At 63.6% G+C, this 21,266-nt stretch carries 18 protein-coding genes; 8 read left to right on the top strand and 10 right to left on the bottom strand.

Translation table 11 applies throughout. The annotated features are described in order from the left end of the window. Nucleotides 1–2: 2 nt before the first annotated feature. Genes AB4Y81_RS16655 through AB4Y81_RS16620 form a run of 8 tightly spaced genes read right to left on the bottom strand, consistent with a single transcriptional unit; the run spans nt 3 to nt 9,065 of the window. On the bottom strand, nt 3–1,328 hold the full coding sequence (locus AB4Y81_RS16655; RefSeq protein ID WP_189076699.1) for a mannitol dehydrogenase family protein: 1,326 nt from the start codon (nt 1,326–1,328) through the stop codon (nt 3–5). Beyond that, on the bottom strand, nt 1,325–2,719 hold the full coding sequence (gene uxaC, locus AB4Y81_RS16650) for a glucuronate isomerase (RefSeq protein WP_193590784.1): 1,395 nt from the start codon (nt 2,717–2,719) through the stop codon (nt 1,325–1,327). The genes AB4Y81_RS16655 and uxaC overlap by 4 nt, the downstream gene beginning before the upstream one ends. A 2-nt stretch (nt 2,720–2,721) precedes the next feature. Next, nucleotides 2,722–3,654 (bottom strand): sugar phosphate isomerase/epimerase family protein, encoded by a 933-nt coding sequence (locus AB4Y81_RS16645; RefSeq protein WP_018779460.1) that lies wholly within the window; start codon nt 3,652–3,654, stop codon nt 2,722–2,724. Then, a complete protein-coding gene (locus tag AB4Y81_RS16640; RefSeq protein ID WP_018779461.1) occupies nt 3,651–4,847 on the bottom strand; it encodes a Gfo/Idh/MocA family protein in 1,197 nt (398 codons plus the stop codon). The genes AB4Y81_RS16645 and AB4Y81_RS16640 overlap by 4 nt, the downstream gene beginning before the upstream one ends. Further along, nucleotides 4,844–5,692, bottom strand: coding sequence for a sugar phosphate isomerase/epimerase family protein (locus tag AB4Y81_RS16635; protein WP_079582481.1), 849 nt, complete (start codon nt 5,690–5,692; stop codon nt 4,844–4,846). Before AB4Y81_RS16635 ends, AB4Y81_RS16640 begins: the two co-directional genes overlap by 4 nt. 2 nt (nt 5,693–5,694) lie before the next feature. Next, the gene (locus AB4Y81_RS16630) at nt 5,695–6,630 is read right to left on the bottom strand and encodes a carbohydrate ABC transporter permease (RefSeq protein WP_018779463.1); all 936 of its coding nucleotides are present in this window, start codon (nt 6,628–6,630) and stop codon (nt 5,695–5,697) included. Next, nucleotides 6,627–7,688 (bottom strand): carbohydrate ABC transporter permease, encoded by a 1,062-nt coding sequence (locus AB4Y81_RS16625; protein WP_039239471.1) that lies wholly within the window; start codon nt 7,686–7,688, stop codon nt 6,627–6,629. Before AB4Y81_RS16625 ends, AB4Y81_RS16630 begins: the two co-directional genes overlap by 4 nt. Before the next feature lie 12 nt (nt 7,689–7,700). Beyond that, nucleotides 7,701–9,065 carry an ABC transporter substrate-binding protein gene (locus AB4Y81_RS16620; RefSeq protein ID WP_055973789.1) on the bottom strand — a complete coding sequence of 455 codons (1,365 nt, stop codon included), beginning with the start codon at nt 9,063–9,065 and terminating at the stop codon, nt 7,701–7,703. Between the two features lie 127 nt (nt 9,066–9,192). Between AB4Y81_RS16620 and AB4Y81_RS16615 the strand changes: the two genes are divergently transcribed. The 5 genes from AB4Y81_RS16615 to AB4Y81_RS16595 all read left to right on the top strand — a co-directional run bounded on the left by AB4Y81_RS16615 (nt 9,193) and on the right by AB4Y81_RS16595 (nt 13,455). Further along, nucleotides 9,193–10,209, top strand: a complete 1,017-nt coding sequence (locus tag AB4Y81_RS16615; protein WP_441996291.1) for a LacI family DNA-binding transcriptional regulator — start codon at nt 9,193–9,195, stop codon at nt 10,207–10,209. A 68-nt stretch (nt 10,210–10,277) separates the two neighbouring features. Beyond that, the gene (gene nadE / locus AB4Y81_RS16610; RefSeq protein WP_018779467.1) at nt 10,278–11,099 is read left to right on the top strand and encodes an ammonia-dependent NAD(+) synthetase; all 822 of its coding nucleotides are present in this window, start codon (nt 10,278–10,280) and stop codon (nt 11,097–11,099) included. Nucleotides 11,100–11,316: 217 nt separating this feature from the next. Then, a complete protein-coding gene (locus AB4Y81_RS16605; RefSeq protein ID WP_018779468.1) occupies nt 11,317–11,970 on the top strand; it encodes a PadR family transcriptional regulator in 654 nt (217 codons plus the stop codon). A gap of 76 nt (nt 11,971–12,046) precedes the next feature. After that, nucleotides 12,047–12,805, top strand: coding sequence for a MerR family transcriptional regulator (locus AB4Y81_RS16600; RefSeq protein WP_434327948.1), 759 nt, complete (start codon nt 12,047–12,049; stop codon nt 12,803–12,805). A gap of 44 nt (nt 12,806–12,849) precedes the next feature. Continuing rightward, nucleotides 12,850–13,455 (top strand): TetR/AcrR family transcriptional regulator, encoded by a 606-nt coding sequence (locus AB4Y81_RS16595; protein ID WP_039239464.1) that lies wholly within the window; start codon nt 12,850–12,852, stop codon nt 13,453–13,455. Nucleotides 13,456–13,470: 15 nt separating this feature from the next. Here the strand turns inward: AB4Y81_RS16595 and AB4Y81_RS16590 are convergent, their stop codons facing one another. Continuing rightward, on the bottom strand, nt 13,471–13,782 hold the full coding sequence (locus AB4Y81_RS16590; RefSeq protein ID WP_200888217.1) for a hypothetical protein: 312 nt from the start codon (nt 13,780–13,782) through the stop codon (nt 13,471–13,473). A gap of 538 nt (nt 13,783–14,320) precedes the next feature. Further along, the gene (locus AB4Y81_RS16585; RefSeq protein WP_026267410.1) at nt 14,321–15,922 is read right to left on the bottom strand and encodes a molybdopterin-dependent oxidoreductase; all 1,602 of its coding nucleotides are present in this window, start codon (nt 15,920–15,922) and stop codon (nt 14,321–14,323) included. 138 nt (nt 15,923–16,060) lie between these two features. Here AB4Y81_RS16585 and AB4Y81_RS16580 point away from each other — a divergent pair, with 138 nt between their 5' ends. The 3 genes from AB4Y81_RS16580 (at nt 16,061) to AB4Y81_RS16570 (ending at nt 21,191) form a co-directional block, all read left to right on the top strand. Next, nucleotides 16,061–17,572 carry an aldehyde dehydrogenase family protein gene (locus AB4Y81_RS16580; RefSeq protein WP_441996290.1) on the top strand — a complete coding sequence of 504 codons (1,512 nt, stop codon included), beginning with the start codon at nt 16,061–16,063 and terminating at the stop codon, nt 17,570–17,572. Then, on the top strand, nt 17,573–19,213 hold the full coding sequence (locus AB4Y81_RS16575; RefSeq protein WP_110505368.1) for a GMC family oxidoreductase: 1,641 nt from the start codon (nt 17,573–17,575) through the stop codon (nt 19,211–19,213). Nucleotides 19,214–19,583: 370 nt separating this feature from the next. Continuing rightward, entirely contained in the window at nt 19,584–21,191 is a 1,608-nt protein-coding gene (locus AB4Y81_RS16570) for an APC family permease (RefSeq protein ID WP_441996289.1), read from the top strand. The last annotated feature ends 75 nt before the right edge of the window (nt 21,192–21,266 follow it).

The following is a 21,266-nucleotide window of genomic DNA, read 5'->3' as shown; positions in this document are numbered from 1 at the left end:
GGCTATGCGTGGGTGCGGGCAGCGGCGATGGCGTCTTGCTGCCGGTGAACATGGGAAACCAAGGCACTGTCCCCGGCCAGCCCTGGGCTGAGGAGTGCCAGCAGCGCAGCGGTGCGTTGTTCGCCGTCGAGCGTCTTTGCGGTTTTGATGTCGTCTGCCAGGGGGTCCTGGAAGTCTTCAGCCGCGGACAAGTACGCGGCCCAGGCCGCGATCATGCGGGCAGCGCCGTCTCCTGAACGGCCAAGGGCACGTTCAGCGGCCAGGACAGGCAGGGCGCGCATACGCAATTTGGTGGTTCCGTCCATGGCAATCTGCGCCAGATGATGGGCAATCCGCGAGTTGCCAAAGCGGTCCAGGAGGGCCCTGCGGTATCCGGGAATATCCAGGCCTTCGCCGGGCAGATGGCGGGATGCTTCATCCCAAAATGCCTCCACGGCGGCCCTGCAGGTCCCGTCGGACAGCGCTTCTGCCACGGTTGTGTGGCCCCGGACCAAGCCAGCATAGGCAAGGATTGAGTGCGCGCCGTTGAGGAGCCAGAGCTTACGGTTTTCGTAGGGCTCAATGTCGTCCACGAAAACCGCGCCGGCATCCTCCCACCGAGGACGGCCGCCCGGAAAGTCACCGCTGAGGATCCAGTTGTGGAAGGGTTCAGCCACCACGGCGGCCTCATCCCGGTAGCCGCACTGTTCGGCCACTTCCGCAAGGTCCTCCGGAGTGGTGCGCGGCGTGATCCGGTCCACGGAGGTACCGACAAAGCTCACGTTGGCATTGATCCATTCGCCCAGGGCCGGGTCAGTCGCCTCTGCGAGGGCCCGCACCGCCTTCCCGGCAACCAGGCCGTTTTCCGCAAGGTTGTCGCAGCTGACCACGGCGATCGGACCGGCGTCGGCGTCCTTGCGGGCAGCGAGCGCCGTGACCAGACGGGCCAGCGGCGTTTCCGCGCCAACCGCCGCATACGCCGCTTCCGTGATGGTCAGCGTGACCACAACCGTGGCGGGTGCTGCCAGAAGCCCGGCCAGCCGCCCGATGTCGGAACCATCCACGGCTTCCACAATGCTGCCGATGACCTCGAAGGTGTCGCCCGCGCCCGAGCGCTCCACCACAGTGAATACACCGTCCTGCCCGGCCAGCAGGTCAGCCGCGTCGGGCCTGCGTCCGGTGAAGGCCGCGATGCCCCAGTCAGCGGCATCGCCGGCGTGATGGGTGTACCAGGCCTGGTGGGAGCGGTGAAACGCCCCCAGGCCAAGGTGCACTATCCGGACCGGCGGTGTGGCTTGCCCCGGAAACGCGCTGGCGCGGCTGAGCCGCGGGGTCGTCTGGGCACTCACAGTTTGAAGACCCTTCGCGGGGAAGAATCGACGACGTCGACAATCAGCTCGTGTGCGCGGTCCTCACTGATGCGGTGCTCGGCAACGAGCCGTGCCAGGAACGAGGCCTCGATCCGTCGTGAGGCGTCGTGCCGGGCGGGGATGGAGCAGAAGGCGCGGGTGTCATCGATGAACCCGGATGACCTGGAGAAGCCTGCGGTTTCCGTGACGGCTGAGCGGAACCGGAGCATGGCATCCGGGGCGTCAAGGAACCACCAGGGCGCCCCGATGTAGACCGAGGGGTAAAAGCCTGCCAGTGGTGCGAGTTCGCGGGAGAAGACGGTCTCATCGAGCGTGAACAACACCAAATGGAAGTCCTTGGCAGTGCCGAAGTCCTGCAGCAACGGCCGGACCGCTTCGGTGTAATTGACGGCGAACGGGATGTCGTGGCCCGTGTCGGCGCCGAAGGCTTCGAACGTGGGCTGGTGGTGGTTCCGGAAGGAGCCTGGATGGATGGTCATCACCAGCCCGTCCTCCACCGACATCCTTGCCATCTGGTACATCATGTGGGCTTCGAAGGCATCACGGTCCAAGGCCGTGGCGAGGCCGGCACGGGCCTTGTCGAACAGGGCCTCCGCTTCGGCCTCGTCCAGTTTCAGGGTTGCCGGTGTCCTCACGCCATGATCTGCGGACACTGCCCCGTGATCCACGAAATAACGACGGCGATTCTCCAGGGCGGTGAGGTATCCCCGGTAGCCTGTGCCGCCGTCGGACGCTTCGGCAATGAGCCGATCGACGTTGGCCGCCCACGCCGGGTGCGCGATGTTGATATACGCGTCCGGGCGGAAAGTCGGCAGCACGCGGCCGTGGAAGGACGGATCAGCGGCCAAGGCGGCATGGCTGTCCAACGAGTCAAGGGGATCATCGGTGGTGGCGAGGACCTCAATATTGAAGTCCTTGAACAATTCCCGGGGACGGAACCCGGGCTCCACCAGCTTGGCGGAAATGGCATCGAAGCTCGCGTCCGCGGTCTCCGCGGACAACTCCCCCTGCCACCCAAAAACCGACTCGAACTGCGTCCGCAGCCAGTACCCGGAGGCGGTGCCATCGAACAAGGGCCACGCCTCACAGAAGGACCGCCAGATACTGCGCGCCCCTGCCTGCGGCTGCAGCTTTTCCAGCGGAACACCGGAAGCATGAATCAGTCGCGTCACGTAGTGGTCCGGGGTGACCAGCAATGCCGCGGGATCAGGGAACGGCGTGTTCTGTTCGATCACTGCCGCGTCCACGTGGCCATGCGGGGAAATGATGGGCAGGTCCTGGACACGCCCCAGCAAGGAACGCGCGATGCTGCGCGTCCCCGGATCCGCTGGAAGGAGGCGGTCGGGATGGGTGGCAAGGGAATGGGACATGGTCAGCCTTTCGGGATGGAACCGGCGGAGAGATCGGCGCTGGCAGGAACTGACAGTCCGGCCAGCTCTGCTACCCGGCGCAGGTACTGCAGGTTTCCGGCGGTGCGTTCAGGGAGCGGGACATCCGTGGAGAAGTCCTCTACTGTTACCCATTCGTCGTAGCCCACCTCGGCCAAGGCTTTGAAGTAGCCAAGGACGCTCCCCTGCCCCTCGGCCAGCGGCGCCCACTCATTCACCCAAACAGCAGCTCCGGCTTCGTCACGTTCCTCCGTACGGATCCACCGGGCATTCTTGACGTGGATGTGGGCAAGATACGGGCCGAGCAACTGCAGGGCGGGCAAAGGTGATTCCCAGCCTTCGATCAACAGGTTGCCCAGGTCATGGATGACCCCAACGTGCTGCGGGTCCAGGCCTTCCAGGAGCCTGCGGGCCGATGATGCCGAGGCCGTCACCGTGCCGTGGTGCAGCTCCACGAGTGCCTTGACGCCATGGTGCGCGGCGCGTTCGGCCACCCACTCGTAGTGTTCCCGGGTGGCCGCAAACAGCTCAGGGTAGGACAGGCCGCTGGGCTCGCCGCCCCCCATGGTGGAGTTCCCGAGCGGCAGGACGTTGACCCGGACCTGGCGTGCGCCCAAAGCGGCGGTGGCGGCAAGAACGCGCTCCACGCCGTCGTGATTGTCGCAGCGGGCGTAACCGCCCAAGCCGGAGTACTCCAAGCCGGCATCCGTGGTGATCCGGGCAATCTCCGGCAGCGAATCCTCAAGGCCGGTCATGGGCCAGGTGGCCCTGTTCCCTGCCCAGAAGCCGGGTTCGGGCGAATCAGCCTGGTCGGTGACCCGCCATTCGATGCCGTGCCAGCCCTGGGCCGCCAGCTCCGTCGCAGCTTCCTGCGGTGACCATTCCGGTGTGGAGGCCGTGAAGACCGAGAATTTCATGCCGTGACCTCCTCAAAGTGGCCGTTGCCGGTGCGCACCTCAACGTCGTTGTACTTGCCCGCAACCACGTCGGCGATGAGCACGGGGCGGCCAAGCGTGGCCGAAACGTACAGCGCGCGTACCGTGGCCAATGCCGTGACGGCATCCTGGATGGTGACGCCTGCCGGCCGGCCGTTCCTGATGGCGTCCACCACGTCCCGGTATTGGCGGATGTGGCCGGCGGGATAGAGGGTTGGGTCGAGCTTTGCTTGCGGTGCCGGGTCCGCGAACCTGGCCAGTTCCGCCTCAGCCTGGTTGCTGGCGCCGGGCATCCCCATCGGTCCGCTCTGTGTCTCTTCTTCTGAGGCCGCAGTGTGGAAGAACTGGAGGTTGTCGCTGTCGATGACGGCTGATCCCATGCTGCCCATGACCTGCAGCCTGACGCTCAGTCCCGGGTAGGCGGCGGTGGTGGCGTGAAGTACTGCGAGGGCACCCGATTCAAAGGTCACGGTGGCCACCGCGGTGTCCTCGACTTCAACGCCGGTGTGTGCCAGGAGGGCCGTTTTGGCACTGATTTCGACCGGGGTGCCCAGGAACCACAGCAGGAGATCGACGGTGTGGACGCCCTGGTTCATCACTGCACCTCCCCCGTCCATGGCCCAGGTGCCACGCCAGGCGCCGGAGTCGTAGTAGCCCTGGCTGCGGTACCAGCTCACGGAGGCGATGGCCGATGTCAGCCGGCCGAAGCGCCCCGCACGATTGGCTTCGTCCACCACGATGCTCGCGGGATCAAAGCGGTGCTGGCTGATGACGCTGGCTACAAGTCCCTTCTCTTCCGCTGCTTTCGCTGCAGCGAGGATTTCGTCGGCGCGGTTGAGGTTCACGTCCAGGGGCTTTTCGATCACCACGTGCTTGCCGGCGTTGAGTACCTCCAAAGCCTGCTCGATGTGCAGTCCGCTGGGGGTAGCAATGATGACAAGATCGACGTCGGCACCTGCGAAAGCTTCGTCCAGACTCCGGAACGTGGCCGGCCGTGCCGCCCCCTGGTCTTCTATGTGCTGGGCCAGCGCGTCTGCAGCTTCCGCGATCTCATCCACCAGGGCCGTGACCTGCAGATCACCGATTTCGGCGACGGATGCCGCATGGGTGCGCCCGATAGTGCCGCAGCCGGCAATGGCGACGTTGAGGATGGGGTTGGACGTTTCGGTGCTCACTTGGTTTCCACTCCTGCTTCGTTAACGACTTTGGCAAAGGCCCGGGCGGCCATCCCGAAAGCGGTCGGTCCCGAAAAACCGCCCAGGCCATGGGCTCCGGCCAGATGTGGTTCAAGGCTCGCGAATCCTTCGAAGCCGTCAGCTTTCAACGCCTCCACGGTGCGGAGCAGATCGCCGTCGCCCTCACCGGCAGGAACCACGACGCCGTCCGCGAACCGTGCGTCTTTGACCTGCAGGTACTCGAGGTGGGGGCGGAGTTTGGCGTAGCCCTCGTCGAAGGGCTTGACGCCCACCTGGACGAAGTTGGCCGGATCCCACGCGACTTTCAAAGCCGGCGAGTTCACGGACTCGATGATGTCGAGCACACGATCGGGGGTGTCTCCGAAAATGTCCTTCTCGTTCTCGTGCAGGAGTACCACTCCGGAGTGTTCAGCGACGTCGGCCAGAGCACGCATCCGCTCGATGACATCGTCCCGGATGCTGTCCACGTCCACGCCTTCTCCGTAGTAGAAGGAGAAGATGCGGATGTAGCGGGAGCCGAGAACTTGCGCTGCGTTGGCTGCACGGCGAAGGCGTTCAACCTCGTGTTCCACCGGCAGCGTCACGTCCACCTTGCCGATGGGGGAAGCAATCGCCGAAACTCCCATGCCTGCCGCATCCAGGAGCTTCTTTAGTTCCGCCAACTGTTCGGGATCAAGGTCCACGATGTTGGTCCCCCATGCACTGCGGACTTCGATGTGGTTCGCGCCCAAAGCCTGGAGCACCGCGATCTGCAGGACCGGGTCGTCGTCGATCTCGTCTCCGAAGCCCGAAAGCGTCCACTGGACTGTTGCTGGACCGGTCATTGCTACTTAACTCCTCCGGCGGTGAGACCGCCCACTAGGTAACGTTGGAAAATCAGGTAGAGAATCACGACGGGCGCCGCACAAACGAGCGAGGCCGCCATCATTTGCCCGTACAGGGGAATGGCTCCACCCTCCTGCGAGGCTCCGAAGACCTGGAGGGCCACTGCTGCCGTCTGGCTGTCGGGCCGGGTCATCACCGAGGCGAACAGGACATCGTTCCAGCCGAGCAGGAAGGCAAAGATCCCCGAGACCACAATTCCGGGCCAGCTGAGTGGAAGGATGATCCGGACCAGGACGCCCAGGTTGCTGGCGCCGTCGATCCTTGCAGCCTCTTCCAGTTCGCGTGGCAGCCCACGCAGATAGGTGACCATCACCCAGGTGGAGAAAGGCATCGCGAACGTCAGGTAGGTGATGAACAGTCCCCACTGCGTACCGATCACCTGGACGCCAAGGTAGCTGGCGGCCGAGGAAAAGAGCACGAAGACCGGAAGGACCATCAGGGTTCCCGGGACCGACTGCAGGGCAAGAAGTCCACGGAGGATGGAGAGCCGGCCACGGAACTGGTAGCGGACCAGGACATAGGCAATGGAGACGGACATCGCAGCCGAAACCACCGCAGTGGCTCCCGCGACCAGGACACTGTTGCCGAGGCCCTTCGCCAGGCCCACGCTGGACCAGATCTTGGTGTAGTTCTCCAGGGAGAACGTGGAAGGCCAGAACTCACCATTTGCCACGCCGATGTCAGAGTTGACCGAGGCCAGGAAGATATAGGCCACGGGGATCAGGACGATGGCACTCAGGACTGTCAGGATGATCGCCAGCATGGGGCCGGGCAGGAGACGGGTTACTTCGTGCTGCCGCCGGGAACCGGGGCGGAACGTGGTTCCGGCCGGGACTCCGCGCGACGTGCCGCGGACCGAGGTGGTTGATGCGCTCACTTCTTGCCTCCCGGCGTCTCGGCGTCGTCCAGTTTGACGGCGCGCAGGTAGATGAACAGCGGAATGGCGATCAGCACCAAGGACACGAACGCCATGGCGGCGCTGAGGCCGAAGCGGAAGCTCTGGAAGCTGGTGACGTAGGTGAGGATCGGAAGCACTTCGACGTCGGACGGCGCCGGGACCCCGAACAGCACGAACGGGAGCGTGAAGTTGTTGATGTGATGGAGCATGCCGATCAGGAAGGCGAGTGCCAGCGGCCCCTTGAGATAGGGGAAGATGACGTACCGCAGCTTCTTCCACCACAGCGCTCCGTCCAAGGCGGAGGCCTCGTGTACCTCGTGGTCCACGGATTGCAGGCCGGAAAGGGCCAGCAGGTAGATGAACGGCCAGGAAGCCCAGATCTGGACCAGGATCAGCGTCCAATACGTTTGCGGTCCGTTGAGCCACAATCCACCGTCCATGCCAAAGACACCCAGCGCCGAGTTGACCACTCCGTCCGGCTGGAACATGGTCCGCCACACCGTTGCCACCACGAAGGAGGGCAACACGTACGGGATCAGGAAGATCGAACGGACCAGCGCGCGGCCCTTGAAGGCATTCTGCGTGGCTACGGCCGCGGCGATCCCCAACGGCAACGTGACCACCATGGCGATCAGGGAGTAGCTGACGCTCAACCACACCGAGTGGAGCAGCGGTGAATCAGTCAGGGCCTCCACAAAGTTGTCGACACCAATGAACGGTGCGCTGACCCATTTGCGCAGTGAGTATTGGTCGAGGTTGAGCGCCGACATGTAGATGCCCAGGAACAGCGGGACCACGATGATGACGAACATCAGGACGCCGCCGGGGATCAGCATCCACAGTGGACGGTTGCGCTCACTCAGGCCCTTGCGACGGGCGGGTTTCCGGCCATTGCCGGCCGGCTGGGTGGCTCCTGTGCCTGCGTTTGGTGAGGCACCGGCGTCGAGCGCTGGTTCTGTCGGCCCGGACCGGGCCAGCTGCCCGCGGGCAGCCGGACCAGCCACGGTTTTCATTTCCCTGAAGGAATCAGTGGACATGGGAAACCCTGCCTAGGACTTTGCGGCCCGGTCGAGGGAGGCCTGGCCCTTGGACTGTGCATCCTTCAGCCGTGTCTCCAGTGCGCCGTTATCTACAGAGCCCTTGGCCAGGTCCGGAATGGACTGGACGGTGACGTTCAGGAGGCCCAGCTGGATATCGCCCCAGGCGCCTGTGAAGGGGGTTGCCTTCGACTTGCTTGCGGCATCGGCGATGGGCTGCAGTTTGGGATCAGTCAGGGACGCGAGCGCCTCGGCATTCGCAGGGAGCTCACCGAAGATCTTCTGGTAGTTCAGCTGCTCTTCCTTGGAGGTGATCAGCTCGATGTAGGCGAACGCAAGGTCCTTCTGCTGGGAGTAGTCGGCAACCACTACGTTGTCGCCGGAGAGGATGCTCGCGGCCTTGTCGCCGTCGCCCTTGGGGGAAGATTCCCCGGGAGCCGTAGTGGGCATGATGGAGTAGGCGTACTTACCGGCGATGGCTGACTTGTCCAGGGTGGGGATCGAACTGGATGTGGTCATCATCAGGTATCCGGCCTTGCCGGACGCGAACGCCGCTACCGCGTTGCTGTTGCTCCAACCGATGGCTGCCGGATCCACTACCTTGTCCTTGGTGAGCCAGCCGAAGTAGGTCTCGTACGCTTTCTTGACGGTGGGGTCATCCATCTTCAGCTTGTCGCCGTCCACCAGGGGGTTTCCTGCCTGCACGGACATGGCCCAGATGAACTTCCACGGGTCGAAGTTGTCCTTGTACCCGGTTGCCAGGCCATAGGTTCCGGTGCCTGCGTTGGTCATCTTCTTGGCCTGTTCGGCAAGCTCATCCCAAGTGGTTGCGGGCTTTTCGATTCCTGCGGCGGCGAGGAGGTCCTTGTTGTACGCCATGACAAACGGGCGGCTGACGAAGGGGATGCCGGCCTGGTGCTCGGAGTCAGGACCTGAAATGCCCAGTGCGGCCGGGTTGAAGCGGTCCTTACCGCCGACCTTCTTCCAGTCATCCTCCGACAACGTCACGAAGGCCTTGGTGGCGTAGGCGGTGGGCGTGAAGGTGGTGCCCAGGCTGTAGACGTCCGGGCCCTGGCCGGAAACAACGGAAGTCTGGATGCGGGTCAGCTCATCGTTGGCTGAAGCAAAGGTCTCGAACTCGACGTCGGCTCCGGTCTTCGCCTTGAACTTTGCGGCGATGTCCTTGAACCATTCCTTCTGCTGCTCGGGGTACTGGTTGTTGACGCCGGTCAGGATGTTCAGTTTCTTGCCCGTTCCGTCAACGGCGCCCCCGGAGCTGTTGGACGTGCTGCTGTTGTCGCTCCCCCCACACGCTGTCAGTGCCAGGGCCGCCGTCAGAGCGACGGCGGCAAGTTTGGCTGATGGTGCAAACCTCATTGTTTCCTCCTTGGATACACAGCCCGTTAGTGGTCTACGTCACAGGGGCTTCGGCATCGAGTCTATGAGTCCGGCAATGGTGCGGCAAGCGGTTGCCAAAAGTTGCCATGAATGGTGCAATCTTCCTATGGCTGAGACAAACGCGCGGGGATCCGCACCCACCATCCGGGACGTCGCCGCATTGGCGGGAGTGGCCACGTCCACTGTCTCCCGGGCCCTGTCCAACCCCGACCGCGTCAACACGGCCACCCGCGAACGCATCGAAAAGGTGGCTGCCGAGCTCAACTACGTCCCCAGTTCACAAGCCCGTGGACTCAGCTCGGGGCGCACCAACGCAATCGCGCTCCTTGTTCCCGACGTCACCAACCCGTTCTACTTCGACATCATCCGGGGCACCCAGAACCAGCTCAAGGCAGCGGGTTACACGCAGTTGCTGGTTGACACCGAAGAGTCTGCGGAAATGGAGGCCGATACGCTCCAGAAGATGCAGCGGACAGCTGACGGGTTCATCCTGGCCGCCTCCCGCCTCACCGACGCCCAGATACTCGAAGCGGCAACGTCGCAGGCAATCGTCACCATCAACCGGTCATCAGCCAATGCCCCCACAGTCGTCATCGACACCCCGGGCGCCGTCGTCCAGGCGCTTGAGCACCTGACATCACTGGGCCACACCAGGATCTGCTACGTCGGTGGTCCGGCGTCGTCATGGTCGAACGCCAAGCGTTGGAAGACCTTCGAAGACGAAAGCCGCGACAGGGGACTGACGACGTCCCGCGTCGGGCCCTTCACGCCTAAGACGACCTCCGGGGCAGCAGCAGCCGACGCTGCGGCGCGCACCGGGGCAACGGCGTGCATCGTATTCAACGACCTGCTGGCCATCGGCATGTTGCAGCGCCTCAGGGAACGCGGGATCCGCGTGCCGGAAGACATGAGCATTGTGGGTTGCGACGACATCTTTGGCGCCGACTTCTGCAATCCGCCGCTCACCACCATGGCTTCACCGATTGAACAGGCAGGGCGGGTGGCCGTTTCGATGCTCCTGGCGCAACTCGACCCCCTGCACGCAGGCTCCAGCCGGCGCCTTGCGGTCATGCCCACCCATCTCACCGTGCGGGGGTCAACGGGGCCGGTGTCCCCCAACTAGCTGACACGTGGGCTGGATGTGTGCAATATGGTTGAGCGTCCGCAGCCATGCTGACTAGTGTGGAACACATGCGCGAACTCCAGGCCAAGATCATTGAGGAAATGGGCGTCCAGCCCCGGATCGATCCTGCGGAGGAGATCCGCAAGCGGGTCACCTTCCTGAAGGATTACTTGAAGGCAACAGGAACCAAAGGCTTTGTCCTGGGCATTTCGGGCGGCATCGATTCGTCGTTGGCCGGCCGCCTCGCCCAGCTCGCAGTGGAGGAACTGGAGGCCGAAGGTGTCGATGCAAACTTCGTGGCTGTCCGTCTTCCCTACGGCGTGCAGCACGACGAGGACGACGCCCAGGCAGCACTGGACTTCATCAAGGCCAAGACCGAATGGACCTACAACATTTCCCGGGCTGTTGACGGTTTCGAGGACGAGTTCGAGAAAACCACCGGCGCTCCGATCTCCGACTTCCACAAGGGCAACACCAAGGCGCGCGCACGGATGATCGCCCAGTACGCACTGGCCGGCGAACACAACTACCTGGTGATCGGAACCGACCACGGCGCCGAGTCCGTGACGGGCTTCTTCACTAAATTCGGCGACGGCGGCGCGGACATCCTGCCGCTGTTCGGCCTCAACAAACGCCAGAACCGCGCACTCCTTGCCGAGCTCGGAGCTCCGTCGCGCGTCTGGGAGAAGGTCCCCACGGCCGACCTCCTGGATAACAAGCCCGGCCGCACCGATGAGGACGAGCTCGGCATTACCTACGACCAGATCGACGACTACCTTGAAGGCCGCGACGTCGACCAGGCGTCAGCGGAACTGATCGAGCAGAAATATCTCCGGACCCGCCACAAGCGGACGGTGCCGGTCACGATCTTCGATACCTGGTGGAAGTAGGCGCAGCCTTCCAGGGACGCCACTAAAGACATCCACGACGGCGGGTGCGGACTTAGCGATAAGTCCGCACCCGCCGTCGTTCTTTAACCCTCCCTCACCTCCCGCGCCCTTCAACCAAACCCTCCCTCACCTCCATTGACACTGCGATAGCTACCGATATATCGTTAACTATCGCCGATACTCCTTCGGTGACAACTATCGAAAGGACGATGCTGTTATGAAAGGCATCCACAATCACGAAGAAAACTCTTTCCCGGAACACGGCGAAGGTCCCCACGGCCGCAGCCGCTTCAACCGCAGTAAGGGCCGTCGCGGTCCGGGCGGGCACGGCGGAGGCGGCTTCGGGCCAGGGCGCGGACCAGGCTTTGGCCCGGGATTCGGCCCCGGCGGATTCGGTCCCGGCGGATTCGGGCCGAGAGGGTTCGGCCCGGGCGGCCCCCGCCGTAACCGCGGCGATGTCCGCGCGGCAATCCTCTCCCTGCTCGCTGAGGCTCCGTCCAACGGCTACGGCCTGATCAAGACCATTGCCGAGAAGACGTCCGGAGCGTGGCGCCCGAGCCCCGGCTCCGTCTACCCCACCCTCCAGCAGCTGGTTGATGAAGAGCTCATCACGGCAGTGGGCGAGGGGCGCCGGACGGAATTCACCCTCACCGATGACGGCCGCGCCTACGTTGCCGAGCATGAGGAAGAACTCGCCAACGCTTGGAATACCGAGGCCGACGGAAACATGCAGGAGTTCCACCAGAGCATCGGCAAGCTGATGGGGGTCATCCACCAGTTCCGCGGCGCGGCCACGGAGGAACAGCGCCGGGCCGCAATCGAGAAGCTGGACGAAACCCGCCGGGCGCTCTACCTGATCCTGGCCGACTAGTGGCAGGCACAATCCCCTTGACCTTGACGTAACGTCAACCTCTAATGTCGAAGCACAAGGAGGAGACGGAGGACAGATGGACTGGTCAATCCAGGAAATCGCAAGGATCGCAGGGACTACCAGCCGCACACTGCGTCACTACGACGACATCGGGCTGCTCAAGCCAAGCCGGACCGGCCATAACGGCTACCGCTACTATGACGGTCCGGCCTTGGTCCAGCTCCAGCGCATCCTCCTGCTCCGGGAACTGGGGCTCGGCCTGCCGGCCATCGCCGAAGTGCTCCATCGCGAGACGGACACGGTCAAAGCACTGAGCAGCCATCTGGAATGGCTCGGCCAGGAGCGGGACCGGCTTGCCCGGCAAATCGCCTCAGTCCGGCAAACAATCGACACGATGCAAGGGGATGGAAAGTACATGGCACAGGACATGTTTGATGGCTTCGACCACACGCAGTACAAGGACGAAGTCGAGGAACGCTGGGGCAAGGATGCCTACGCCGCCGGCGATTCCTGGTGGCGCGGCATGAGCGCCGAAGAAAAGCAGCAATGGAAGGACCGTGTCCGGCAGCTCGGCTCGGACTGGATTGCGGCCGCCGAATCCGGCGTCGCACCGGACAGCGCTGAAGCGCAGGACCTCGCGAAACGGCACGTCGAGTGGTTGCGCGGCATCCCGGGAACCCCGACGGCGGCACCTGGCGGAGACGTCAAAGGTTACGTCACGGGCCTGGGCGAAATGTATGTGGCAGATCCGCGTTTTGCCGCCAATTACGGCGGGGAATCAGGGGCCGCTTTTGTGCGGGATGCCCTGCGTATCTACGCGGAAAGAAACCTCTAGGCGGTCGGGATGCGCTGATCCGGGTTTGGCAATAGTCTGGCCGAATGGGTACAAGCACCGTAAAAACCGGCGAACAGGCTGACAGGCAGACACGCATCCTCGAAGCAGCCCTGGAGTTGCTGTCCCGCCACGGCATTTCGGGCATCAACATGCGTGCGGTGGCGCGCGAAGCCGGCGTCGCCCTGGGGCTTGTGAACTACTACTACGAGGACAAGTCGAGCCTGATCCGTGCGGTGCTGCACCAGATTGAGGAACACGACCTTCTGTTGGTGGAGCCCGAACCGGCTTCAAATCCCGAGGAGCAGCTGCGGGAGGCTCTTCGGCGCGTTGCCGACCCCGGACTCCTGACAACGAGGTATTTGTCCCTTCGCCTTCACTTGTGGGCCCTCGCCCAGGCCGATGAGGAGTTCGCACAAATCAACGCCGCAGCCTTTGACCGGTACCTGCAGGGGCTGGCTGCACTGATCGGAAACGCAGTTCCCGGGCTCTCCGCCGATGAATGCAAGGCCCGGGCAGACGACGTCGTCGTCGTGCAAAACGGCATGTGGCTCACCACGCTTCTGGGCATCGACAAGGCGGCCATCGAGCGGGGAATTGCGCGCACGGAAGAGATTGCTTTTGGCTCTGCCCTTCAGGGCGAGCACCGCTAGGTAGCCGGAAGGCAGTCAGGGACGTTCGCGGAGGACCGTGCTTGCCGTCTCGATGGCCCTGACCCAGCCGGCGGTGGCAGCGCAGCGCATGTCCACTAGTTCGACCACTCTCTTCAGATCGTCGGCGAGGTGTCGTTTGAAGATTGGTTCATGGTGGGCGATACGGTTCCGGAGCAGACGAATTGCATCCAAGTCTGCATAGATCTGTCCACGCAAGGCCTCTGCGGTCTTGGCTGATGCATGAGGGAACAGGGATAAAATGGCTTGATCCCAAAGGCGTTCGTCATGACGCGCGGTGAACATCTTCTGCCAGAAGACGAACTTCAATTCAGCGATGACTTTGCCCGTTGTAGGTTGGCTAGTACGGGTCGAGACCAAATCCCACCGAGGACTGTAACGTCCACGAGGCCCCCCTGGGAGGCTGCCCTCGAACGTTGGGTTCCATGGCCAGTCCGGACCGTAAAGTCCGGTCAAGGCATCAGACACAGCGTTCCGAACGATAACTTCGGCGAAATGCGCTGGCAGCATCAGGGCTGCCGACGCCCGAGCATTCCATCCGTAGAGGTCCAACGCTCTTTTCGAGTCTCCAGAGGTGGCCTGAAGGTAGGTGGACATGCGGGGTCCGGACAGGGACGCGTGAATCGCGGCCGGTGCAGCTGAATTGGCATATGGCACATATTTATCCTAAAGTGATTACCACGAGTCGCGTGTTTCGTGGGCTTAGGCCTCCCCTCGCGGACAAAAGATTACGAAAGAGCCCGCTGTCCAGCGGGCTCTTTCTCTTTCCGAAACCATCTCTTGGTTCCCGGCCGCATCGTCACGGATGAGCAGACACTCCGAATAGCTCGTTGACGAGTACCCGCACCTACTCCACCGTCACCATCACCGACGGCCAGCCGGAGGCGCCGTCAGGTACAGGATCTGCGCGCTTTTCCGTTTGGACTTCTCCGGTACCGTCGGTGGCGCGGGCCTTGACGTAATGGATCCCGGGTGTGGCATCCCATTCATAGGACCACTGGCGCCAAGTAATTGTGGATGCCTCGTCGGAGAGGGTTGCTTCGACCCACTCGCCGTCGTCGATCTGCACTTCAACCTTGGTGATTCCCCGCGTCTGCGCCCATGCACTGCCACCCACGGCGACCTTGCCTGCCGGGAACTTTGCAAAGGACTTGGGTACGTCCACACGTGCCATGGTCTTGATGGGGCCGCGCTCCGACCAGCCACGCTCAGTCCAGTACGCCTTACTGTCCGCGAAGCGGGTGACTTCAAGGTCCACCACCCATTTAGTGGCTGAAACGAACCCGTACAGCCCCGGAACCACCATCCGCACAGGGTATCCGTGCTCCACCGGAAGCGGCTCCCCGTTCATGCCGATCGCCAGCATGGCATCGCGGTCATCCTGAAGGACCTCGAGCGGGGTGGAAGCACTGAAGCCGTCGATGGATTTCGAAAGCACCATGTCCGCGCCTTCCTTGGGTTTGGCCCTGGCCAGGACCTCGCGGATGGGAAGACCCAGCCACTTGGCGTTGCCTGCCAGCTTTCCGCCCACAGGGTTGGACACGCAGGTCAGCGTTACATGCGATTCGATCAGTTCGGCATCGAGCAGGTCCTGGAAGCTGAGGGTGACCTCTTCCTCGACCATTCCGTGCACCCGCAACTGCCAGTCATCAACGTTGATTTCCGGGACACTCAGGGCGGTATCAATACGGTAGAACTCGCTGTTGGGTGTCAGCCATGGAAAGACTCCCTCAACCGGTGACTGGACGCCGGCCGGCACGGGAGGCGCGGCCTTGACCGGCGCGGGGAGCTTCAGCGCGTTCCGGGCCTCGGCTATGTTGTTGCGCGCGGCTCCGAGCAACCGCCCACCGGTTGCGGCGATGCCGGCAGCCACCGCGGTGATTCCGGCAGCGGCAAAGAAACGACGGCGGCTGGTCCCGGCGGTGCCAACGCCGGCACTGCCGTTGCGGACTTCGGCGTCGGCCGCCATGTCCGCGGGAGCTTCCGGCCACGCCTTCATCCCCCACAACGGCACCATGAGGCGCCGCAGGACCAGAAGCCCGGCGATGGTTCCCAGGATCGAGGGGATGGCGTCGGCGAAACCCACCCCTGCACGGGTCAGGACGCAGGCCACGATCACTGCGCCCATGAACAGCACGCCCAGGACGCCGAGGGCCCACTTACGGTAGGCCACCACACCCAGTACGCAGGCAAGCACGGCGATGGTTACGCCCATGCCCACGAACAGGGCGGCCTTGTCGTTGGTGCCGAACGTGGCGATCGCAAAGTCCTTCATCCAGGGCGGCGTGAAGTCGATGAAGGTGGATCCCAGTGCAAACACCGGGGTTGCCCTGGCAGTGAAGAATGCGCCGATCAGTTCCGCTACGGCGAGCACGACGCCGGCCGACACCACGCCTGCCAGCGCCGCCATGCTGTCGGTACCTCTGGTCCGGGATCCAAGCTTTTTCATGCAACTGATTCGTAGCGGCCCGGGGCTTGGATGGGTTGACGAATGCCGCGTCACTGGAAGGACAAGACAGCTACCACTTTGAACATCTGTTCATGATTTTCCTTGAACAGATGTTCAAAGTGAACTAACCTGCTTCGTATGACCCAAGCCACATTTTCTGATTCCGCATCCACTCTTTTCATCAACGGATCGTGGGAGCCGGCTGCGTCCGGCGCGGTCCGCGACATTCACAACCCAGCCGACGGCGAGTTGGTCGCCACGGTATCCGAGGGCGGCCGCGAAGACGCCGAGCGCGCTATTGCCGCAGCCCGCGCGGCCTTCGACTCCGGAGTCTGGTCCTCCGTCCCGGCACCCGAGCGGGGCGCATTCCTGCTCAAAGTCGCCGCGGAACTGCGCGAACGCCGCGAGAAGTTCGCCCGCGCAGAATCCCTGGACACCGGCAAGCGCATTATCGAGAGCCGGATCGACATGGACGACATCGCGGCCTGCTTCGAATACTTCGGCAGGCTCGCGGGCCAGCAGCCGGGCCGCGTTGTGGACGCCGGAAGTCCCGACGTCGTCAGCCGGATCGTCTACGAACCCGTAGGCGTCTGCGGCCTGATCACACCGTGGAACTACCCACTGCTGCAAGCAGCCTGGAAGATCGCCCCGGCACTGGCCGCCGGCTGCTCTTTCGTCCTCAAGCCCGCCGAGCTGACGCCGTCCACCGCCATTCTCACCATGCAGCTGCTGAAGGATCTTGGCCTGCCCGACGGCGTCGCGAACCTTCTCACCGGACCCGGCCGCAAGGTGGGCGCACCGCTGACGGAACATCCCGACGTCGACCTCGTTTCCTTCACCGGCGGACTGGAAACCGGCAAGAGCATCGCCGCGGCCGCAGCCGCCACCGTCAAGAAGGTGGCGCTGGAACTCGGTGGCAAGAACCCCAACGTTGTCTTCGCCGACGCCGACTTCGATGCCGCCGTCGACAACGCCCTCAACGGAGCCTTCGTCCACTCCGGGCAGGTTTGCTCCGCAGGTGCCCGCCTGGTGGTGGAGGAGTCCATCGCAGAGCGTTTTGTCGACGAGCTTGTCCGCCGCGCCGAAACCATCCGCCTGGGCGGGCCGTTCGATGAGGACGCCGAAACCGGCCCCCTGATCTCCGCCGAACACCGCGACAAAGTCCACGAGTACGTCCAGCGCGGCATCGCGGAAGGCGCCCGGCTGCGGACCGGCGGCTCGGCGCCTGAAGGACAGAAGTACGACGCCGGGTTCTACTACCAGCCGACCATCCTGGACCGCGTCACCCGGGGAATGTCGGTGGTGGTCGACGAGGCGTTCGGCCCGGTAGTAACCGTTGAGACCTTCCGGACCGAGGACGAAGCCGTGGCCATCGCCAACGACACCATCTACGGACTGGCTGGAGCAGTCTGGACGCAGGACGCCGGCAAGGCACAGCGCGTGGCCGGCCGGTTGCGCCACGGCACCATCTGGATCAACGACTACCACCCCTACCTCCCCCAGGCGGAGTGGGGCGGCTTTGGCCAATCGGGAGTGGGCCGCGAGCTCGGCCCCACCGGCCTGGCTGAGTACCAGGAAGCCAAGCACATCTACCAGAACACCAGCCCCCAGGTGACCGGCTGGTTCGCTGACCACGGCAAGGAGAACTAGATGCACAGCGACAACATCGAAACCCTCGGCGAGCGCGCGTTCGACTACGTCGTCATCGGCGGCGGGTCCGCAGGGGCCGCGGTTGCCGCCCGGTTGAGCGAGGATCCGGACGTGACGGTGGCCCTCGTTGAAGCGGGTCCGGATGACCGCAACCTGCCCGAAATCCTGCAGCTGGACCGCTGGATGGAACTGCTGGAGTCCGGGTACGACTGGGACTACCCGGTGGAACCACAGGAGAACGGCAACTCCTTCATGCGTCACGCCCGCGCCAAGGTCATGGGCGGCTGCTCCAGTCACAACTCCTGCATAGCTTTCTGGGCTCCCCGCGAGGACCTGGACGAATGGGAATCCAAGTACGGGGCCACTGGATGGAACGCCGACGCCGCCTGGCCGCTGTACAAAAGGCTCGAAACGAACGAGGACGCCGGCCCGGACGCTCCCCACCACGGCGATTCCGGCCCGGTCCACTTGATGAATGTCCCCCCGGCGGACCCTGCCGGAGTGGCCTTGCTTGATGCCTGCGAGCAGACAGGGATCCCCCGGGCCAAGTTCAATACGGGCACCACTGTTGTGAACGGAGCCAATTTCTTCCAGATCAACCGCCGCTCGGACGGAACCCGCTCGTCCAGCTCGGTGTCTTACATCCACCCGATCATTGACCGCCCCAACTTCACGCTCCTCACGGGCCTCCGGGCCCGCCAACTGGTGTTCGACGCGGACAAGCGCTGCACCGGCGTCGACGTGGTTGATTCAGCCTTCGGCCGCACCCACCGCCTCTCGGCACATCGCGAGGTGATCCTCTCCACCGGCGCCATTGATTCCCCGAAGCTCCTCATGCTCTCCGGCATCGGCCCCGCTGACCACCTGGCGGCCCATGGCATCGAGGTGCTGGTGGATTCGCCCGGCGTGGGCGAGCACCTGCAGGACCACCCGGAAGGCGTCGTCCAGTTCGAAGCCAAGCAGCCGATGGTGCAAACCTCCACCCAATGGTGGGAAATCGGCATCTTCACCCCCACCGAGGAGGGCTTGGACCGTCCGGACCTGATGATGCACTACGGCTCGGTCCCCTTCGACATGAACACCCTGCGCTACGGCTACCCCACCACGGAGAACGGCTTCAGCCTCACCCCGAACGTCACCCATGCCCGTTCCCGCGGGACTGTGCGGCTCCGCAGCCGGGACTTCCGCGACAAGCCCATGGTGGATCCCCGGTACTTCACCGATCCGGAAGGCCACGACATGCGCGTCATGGTTGCCGGCATCCGCAAAGCCCGGGAAATCGCGGCCCAGCCGGCCATGGCTGAATGGGCCGGCCGGGAGCTCTCCCCCGGCATCGAAGCGCAGACCGACGAGGAACTGCAGGATTACATCCGCAAGACGCACAACACCGTCTACCATCCCGTCGGGACAGTCCGCATGGGCCCGGTGAGCGACGACATGTCGCCCCTGGATCCCGAGCTGCGCGTCAAGGGCGTAACGGGCCTTCGCGTGGCCGACGCCTCCGTTATGCCCGAGCACGTCACGGTAAACCCCAACATCACCGTGATGATGATTGGCGAGCGGTGCGCAGACCTCATCCGCGCCGGCCGGTTGGGCGAAACGACGACGACGGAGGCGGACTTCAGTTTGTCCCTTGCCTGAGCGGGCACGGGACATCATCCGAAACCAGCGGTGAAGAGGGCGCGCCTTCACCGGCGCTTCCGCGCACCCCCAGGGGCGCGGCGGTGAACGGAAAGGCGCGCATTATTCTTGAACATTTGTTCATTCACAAGTCTTGAACGCATGTTCAAACTGAACTAACCTGCTTCTTATGACCCACGCCACACTTAAACGGAAGTGGCTTGGCGGACCGGCCCGGACATCGACCACCTCGAACGTCCCGGCCAGCCACGCAACATCAACGGGGGAAACAGCCTGAGGCACGCAGATGTGCCCGGCCTTTTGATTTCGACTGCGACCAATGGCGGCCGCAGGTCATCACCATTCGTGCATGTCTGAGTTAGGAGTTCGAATGTCAGAACCCAGCAAATTAGGACCCTGCAAGAGCGATGCAAGCGGTATGGACGAGTTTGGCTATGCCCAAACCCTGGACCGCAGCATCGGAAAGTTTGCCAGCTTCGCAGCCGGCGTCAGTTACATCTCCATCCTCACCGGCGTTTTCCAACTGTTCTACTTCGGCTTCTCCACGGCCGGTCCCGCGTACGCGTGGTCATGGCCCATTGTGTTCGTCGGCCAACTCATGGTTGCCCTGTGCTTTGCGGAATTGGCCGGACGCTACCCCGTGGCCGGCTCGGTCTACAACTGGGCCAAGCGGCTCTCAACAGGAACCTGGGCGTGGCTGGCCGGATGGCTGCTGCTGCTCTCGTCCATCATGGCGCTGGGATCTGTTGCCCTGGCCCTTCAAATCACCCTGCCGCAGATCTGGAGCGGTTTCCAACTGGTCGGCGACGGTACCGGCCCGTACGACTTCGCCGTCAACGGGGTCATCCTTGCCAGCATCATGATCGGCATCTCCACGCTCATCAATGCGTTCGGCGTAAAGCTCATGACCATGATCAACAGCGTGGGCGTGTTCGTGGAACTGGTGGCGGCCGTCCTGCTCATCGTGGCCCTCATCTGGCACTCCGTGCGCGGACCGGAAGTTCTCCTGGACACCGCCGGGTTCGGCGAGGAACACCCCTTGGGCTTCTTCGGCGTGTTCCTCATCGCCGCAATGGCTTCCGGCTACGTCATGTACGGATTCGATACCGCCAGTTCACTCGGTGAAGAAACCAAGGACCCCAAGCGCACGGCCCCCAAAGCGATCCTGCGTGCCGTCACAGCATCCTTCCTGCTGGGCGGGCTGCTCCTCCTGGGCGGAATCCTGGCAGCCCCGGACCTTTCCGATCCCAAAATCGGAGCGGCCGATGGCGGTTTGCAGTACATCGTGCTTTCGGTGCTGGGCGRCCCCTTCGGCAAGGCCTTCCTTGTCTGCATCGTCGTGGCCGTCGTCGTCTGCACCCTGGCCGTCCACGCAGCCGCCATCCGGATGATGTTCGCCATGGCGAGGGACAACAACCTTCCCTTCAGCCGCCAGCTCAGCAAAGTGCATCCCACCCGGAAAACCCCCACGGTGGCCGCCATCGTCATCGGCGTCGTGGCAGTGATCCCGCTGATCGTCAACATCTCGCAGCCTGCAATCTTCACTATTCTCTCCAGCATCAGCATCGTCCTGATCTACCTCTCCTACCTGCTGGTCACCGTGCCGATGCTGCGGCGCCGGTTCCTCAAAAAGTGGCCACTGAAGGACGACGGATCAGAACCCGGATTCAGCCTCGGCAAGTGGGGGCTGCCCGTGAACATCCTGGCAGTCCTGTGGGGCGGCGCGATGACGCTGAACCTGGTGTGGCCGCGACCGGAGATCTACAACTCAGTCCCGCCCTTCGAGTGGTACCTGCAATGGGGCGGTGTGATGTTCGTTGCCGCAGTGGTGGTGGGCGGAGCCCTCCTCTACCGCCTCCGCATCAGGCACAAGACAGGGGTCCTGGCCGAACACGCTGCCGTGCCGGCTGCCGCGCCGGAAGACCAGGCAGACCCGGCAAAGGCCGACCCCTCCCTCGCCGCGGCCCGCAATTCCTAGCAAGCACACCCCTGGCAATCACACCCCATAGCAAGCACGATAAGGGCATCCCTTCGCTGGTTCCGCACCAGCGAA

Origin of the sequence: Paenarthrobacter sp. TAF1, from assembly GCF_052113825.1 — a bacterium.
Lineage (GTDB): Bacteria > Actinomycetota > Actinomycetes > Actinomycetales > Micrococcaceae > Arthrobacter > Arthrobacter nicotinovorans.
Note: the sequence above shows the minus strand (reverse complement) of the source record. Positions and strands in the feature narration are given on the sequence as shown.

Bases quoted from the DNA above. Each gene is read 5' to 3' on its own strand.
- uxaC (WP_193590784.1), bottom strand. From the start codon at position 2,719: ATGTCCCATTCCCTTGCCACCCATCCCGACCGCCTCCTTCCAGCGGAT.
- AB4Y81_RS16575 (WP_110505368.1), top strand. From the start codon at position 17,573: ATGCACAGCGACAACATCGAAACCCTCGGCGAGCGCGCGTTCGACTAC.
- AB4Y81_RS16615 (WP_441996291.1), top strand. From the start codon at position 9,193: ATGGCTGAGACAAACGCGCGGGGATCCGCACCCACCATCCGGGACGTC.
- AB4Y81_RS16645 (WP_018779460.1), bottom strand. From the start codon at position 3,654: ATGAAATTCTCGGTCTTCACGGCCTCCACACCGGAATGGTCACCGCAG.
- AB4Y81_RS16600 (WP_434327948.1), top strand. From the start codon at position 12,047: ATGGACTGGTCAATCCAGGAAATCGCAAGGATCGCAGGGACTACCAGC.
- AB4Y81_RS16580 (WP_441996290.1), top strand. From the start codon at position 16,061: ATGACCCAAGCCACATTTTCTGATTCCGCATCCACTCTTTTCATCAAC.
- AB4Y81_RS16625 (WP_039239471.1), bottom strand. From the start codon at position 7,688: ATGTCCACTGATTCCTTCAGGGAAATGAAAACCGTGGCTGGTCCGGCT.
- AB4Y81_RS16585 (WP_026267410.1), bottom strand. From the start codon at position 15,922: ATGAAAAAGCTTGGATCCCGGACCAGAGGTACCGACAGCATGGCGGCG.
- AB4Y81_RS16635 (WP_079582481.1), bottom strand. From the start codon at position 5,692: ATGACCGGTCCAGCAACAGTCCAGTGGACGCTTTCGGGCTTCGGAGAC.
- AB4Y81_RS16605 (WP_018779468.1), top strand. From the start codon at position 11,317: ATGAAAGGCATCCACAATCACGAAGAAAACTCTTTCCCGGAACACGGC.
- AB4Y81_RS16595 (WP_039239464.1), top strand. From the start codon at position 12,850: ATGGGTACAAGCACCGTAAAAACCGGCGAACAGGCTGACAGGCAGACA.
- AB4Y81_RS16620 (WP_055973789.1), bottom strand. From the start codon at position 9,065: ATGAGGTTTGCACCATCAGCCAAACTTGCCGCCGTCGCTCTGACGGCG.
- nadE (WP_018779467.1), top strand. From the start codon at position 10,278: ATGCGCGAACTCCAGGCCAAGATCATTGAGGAAATGGGCGTCCAGCCC.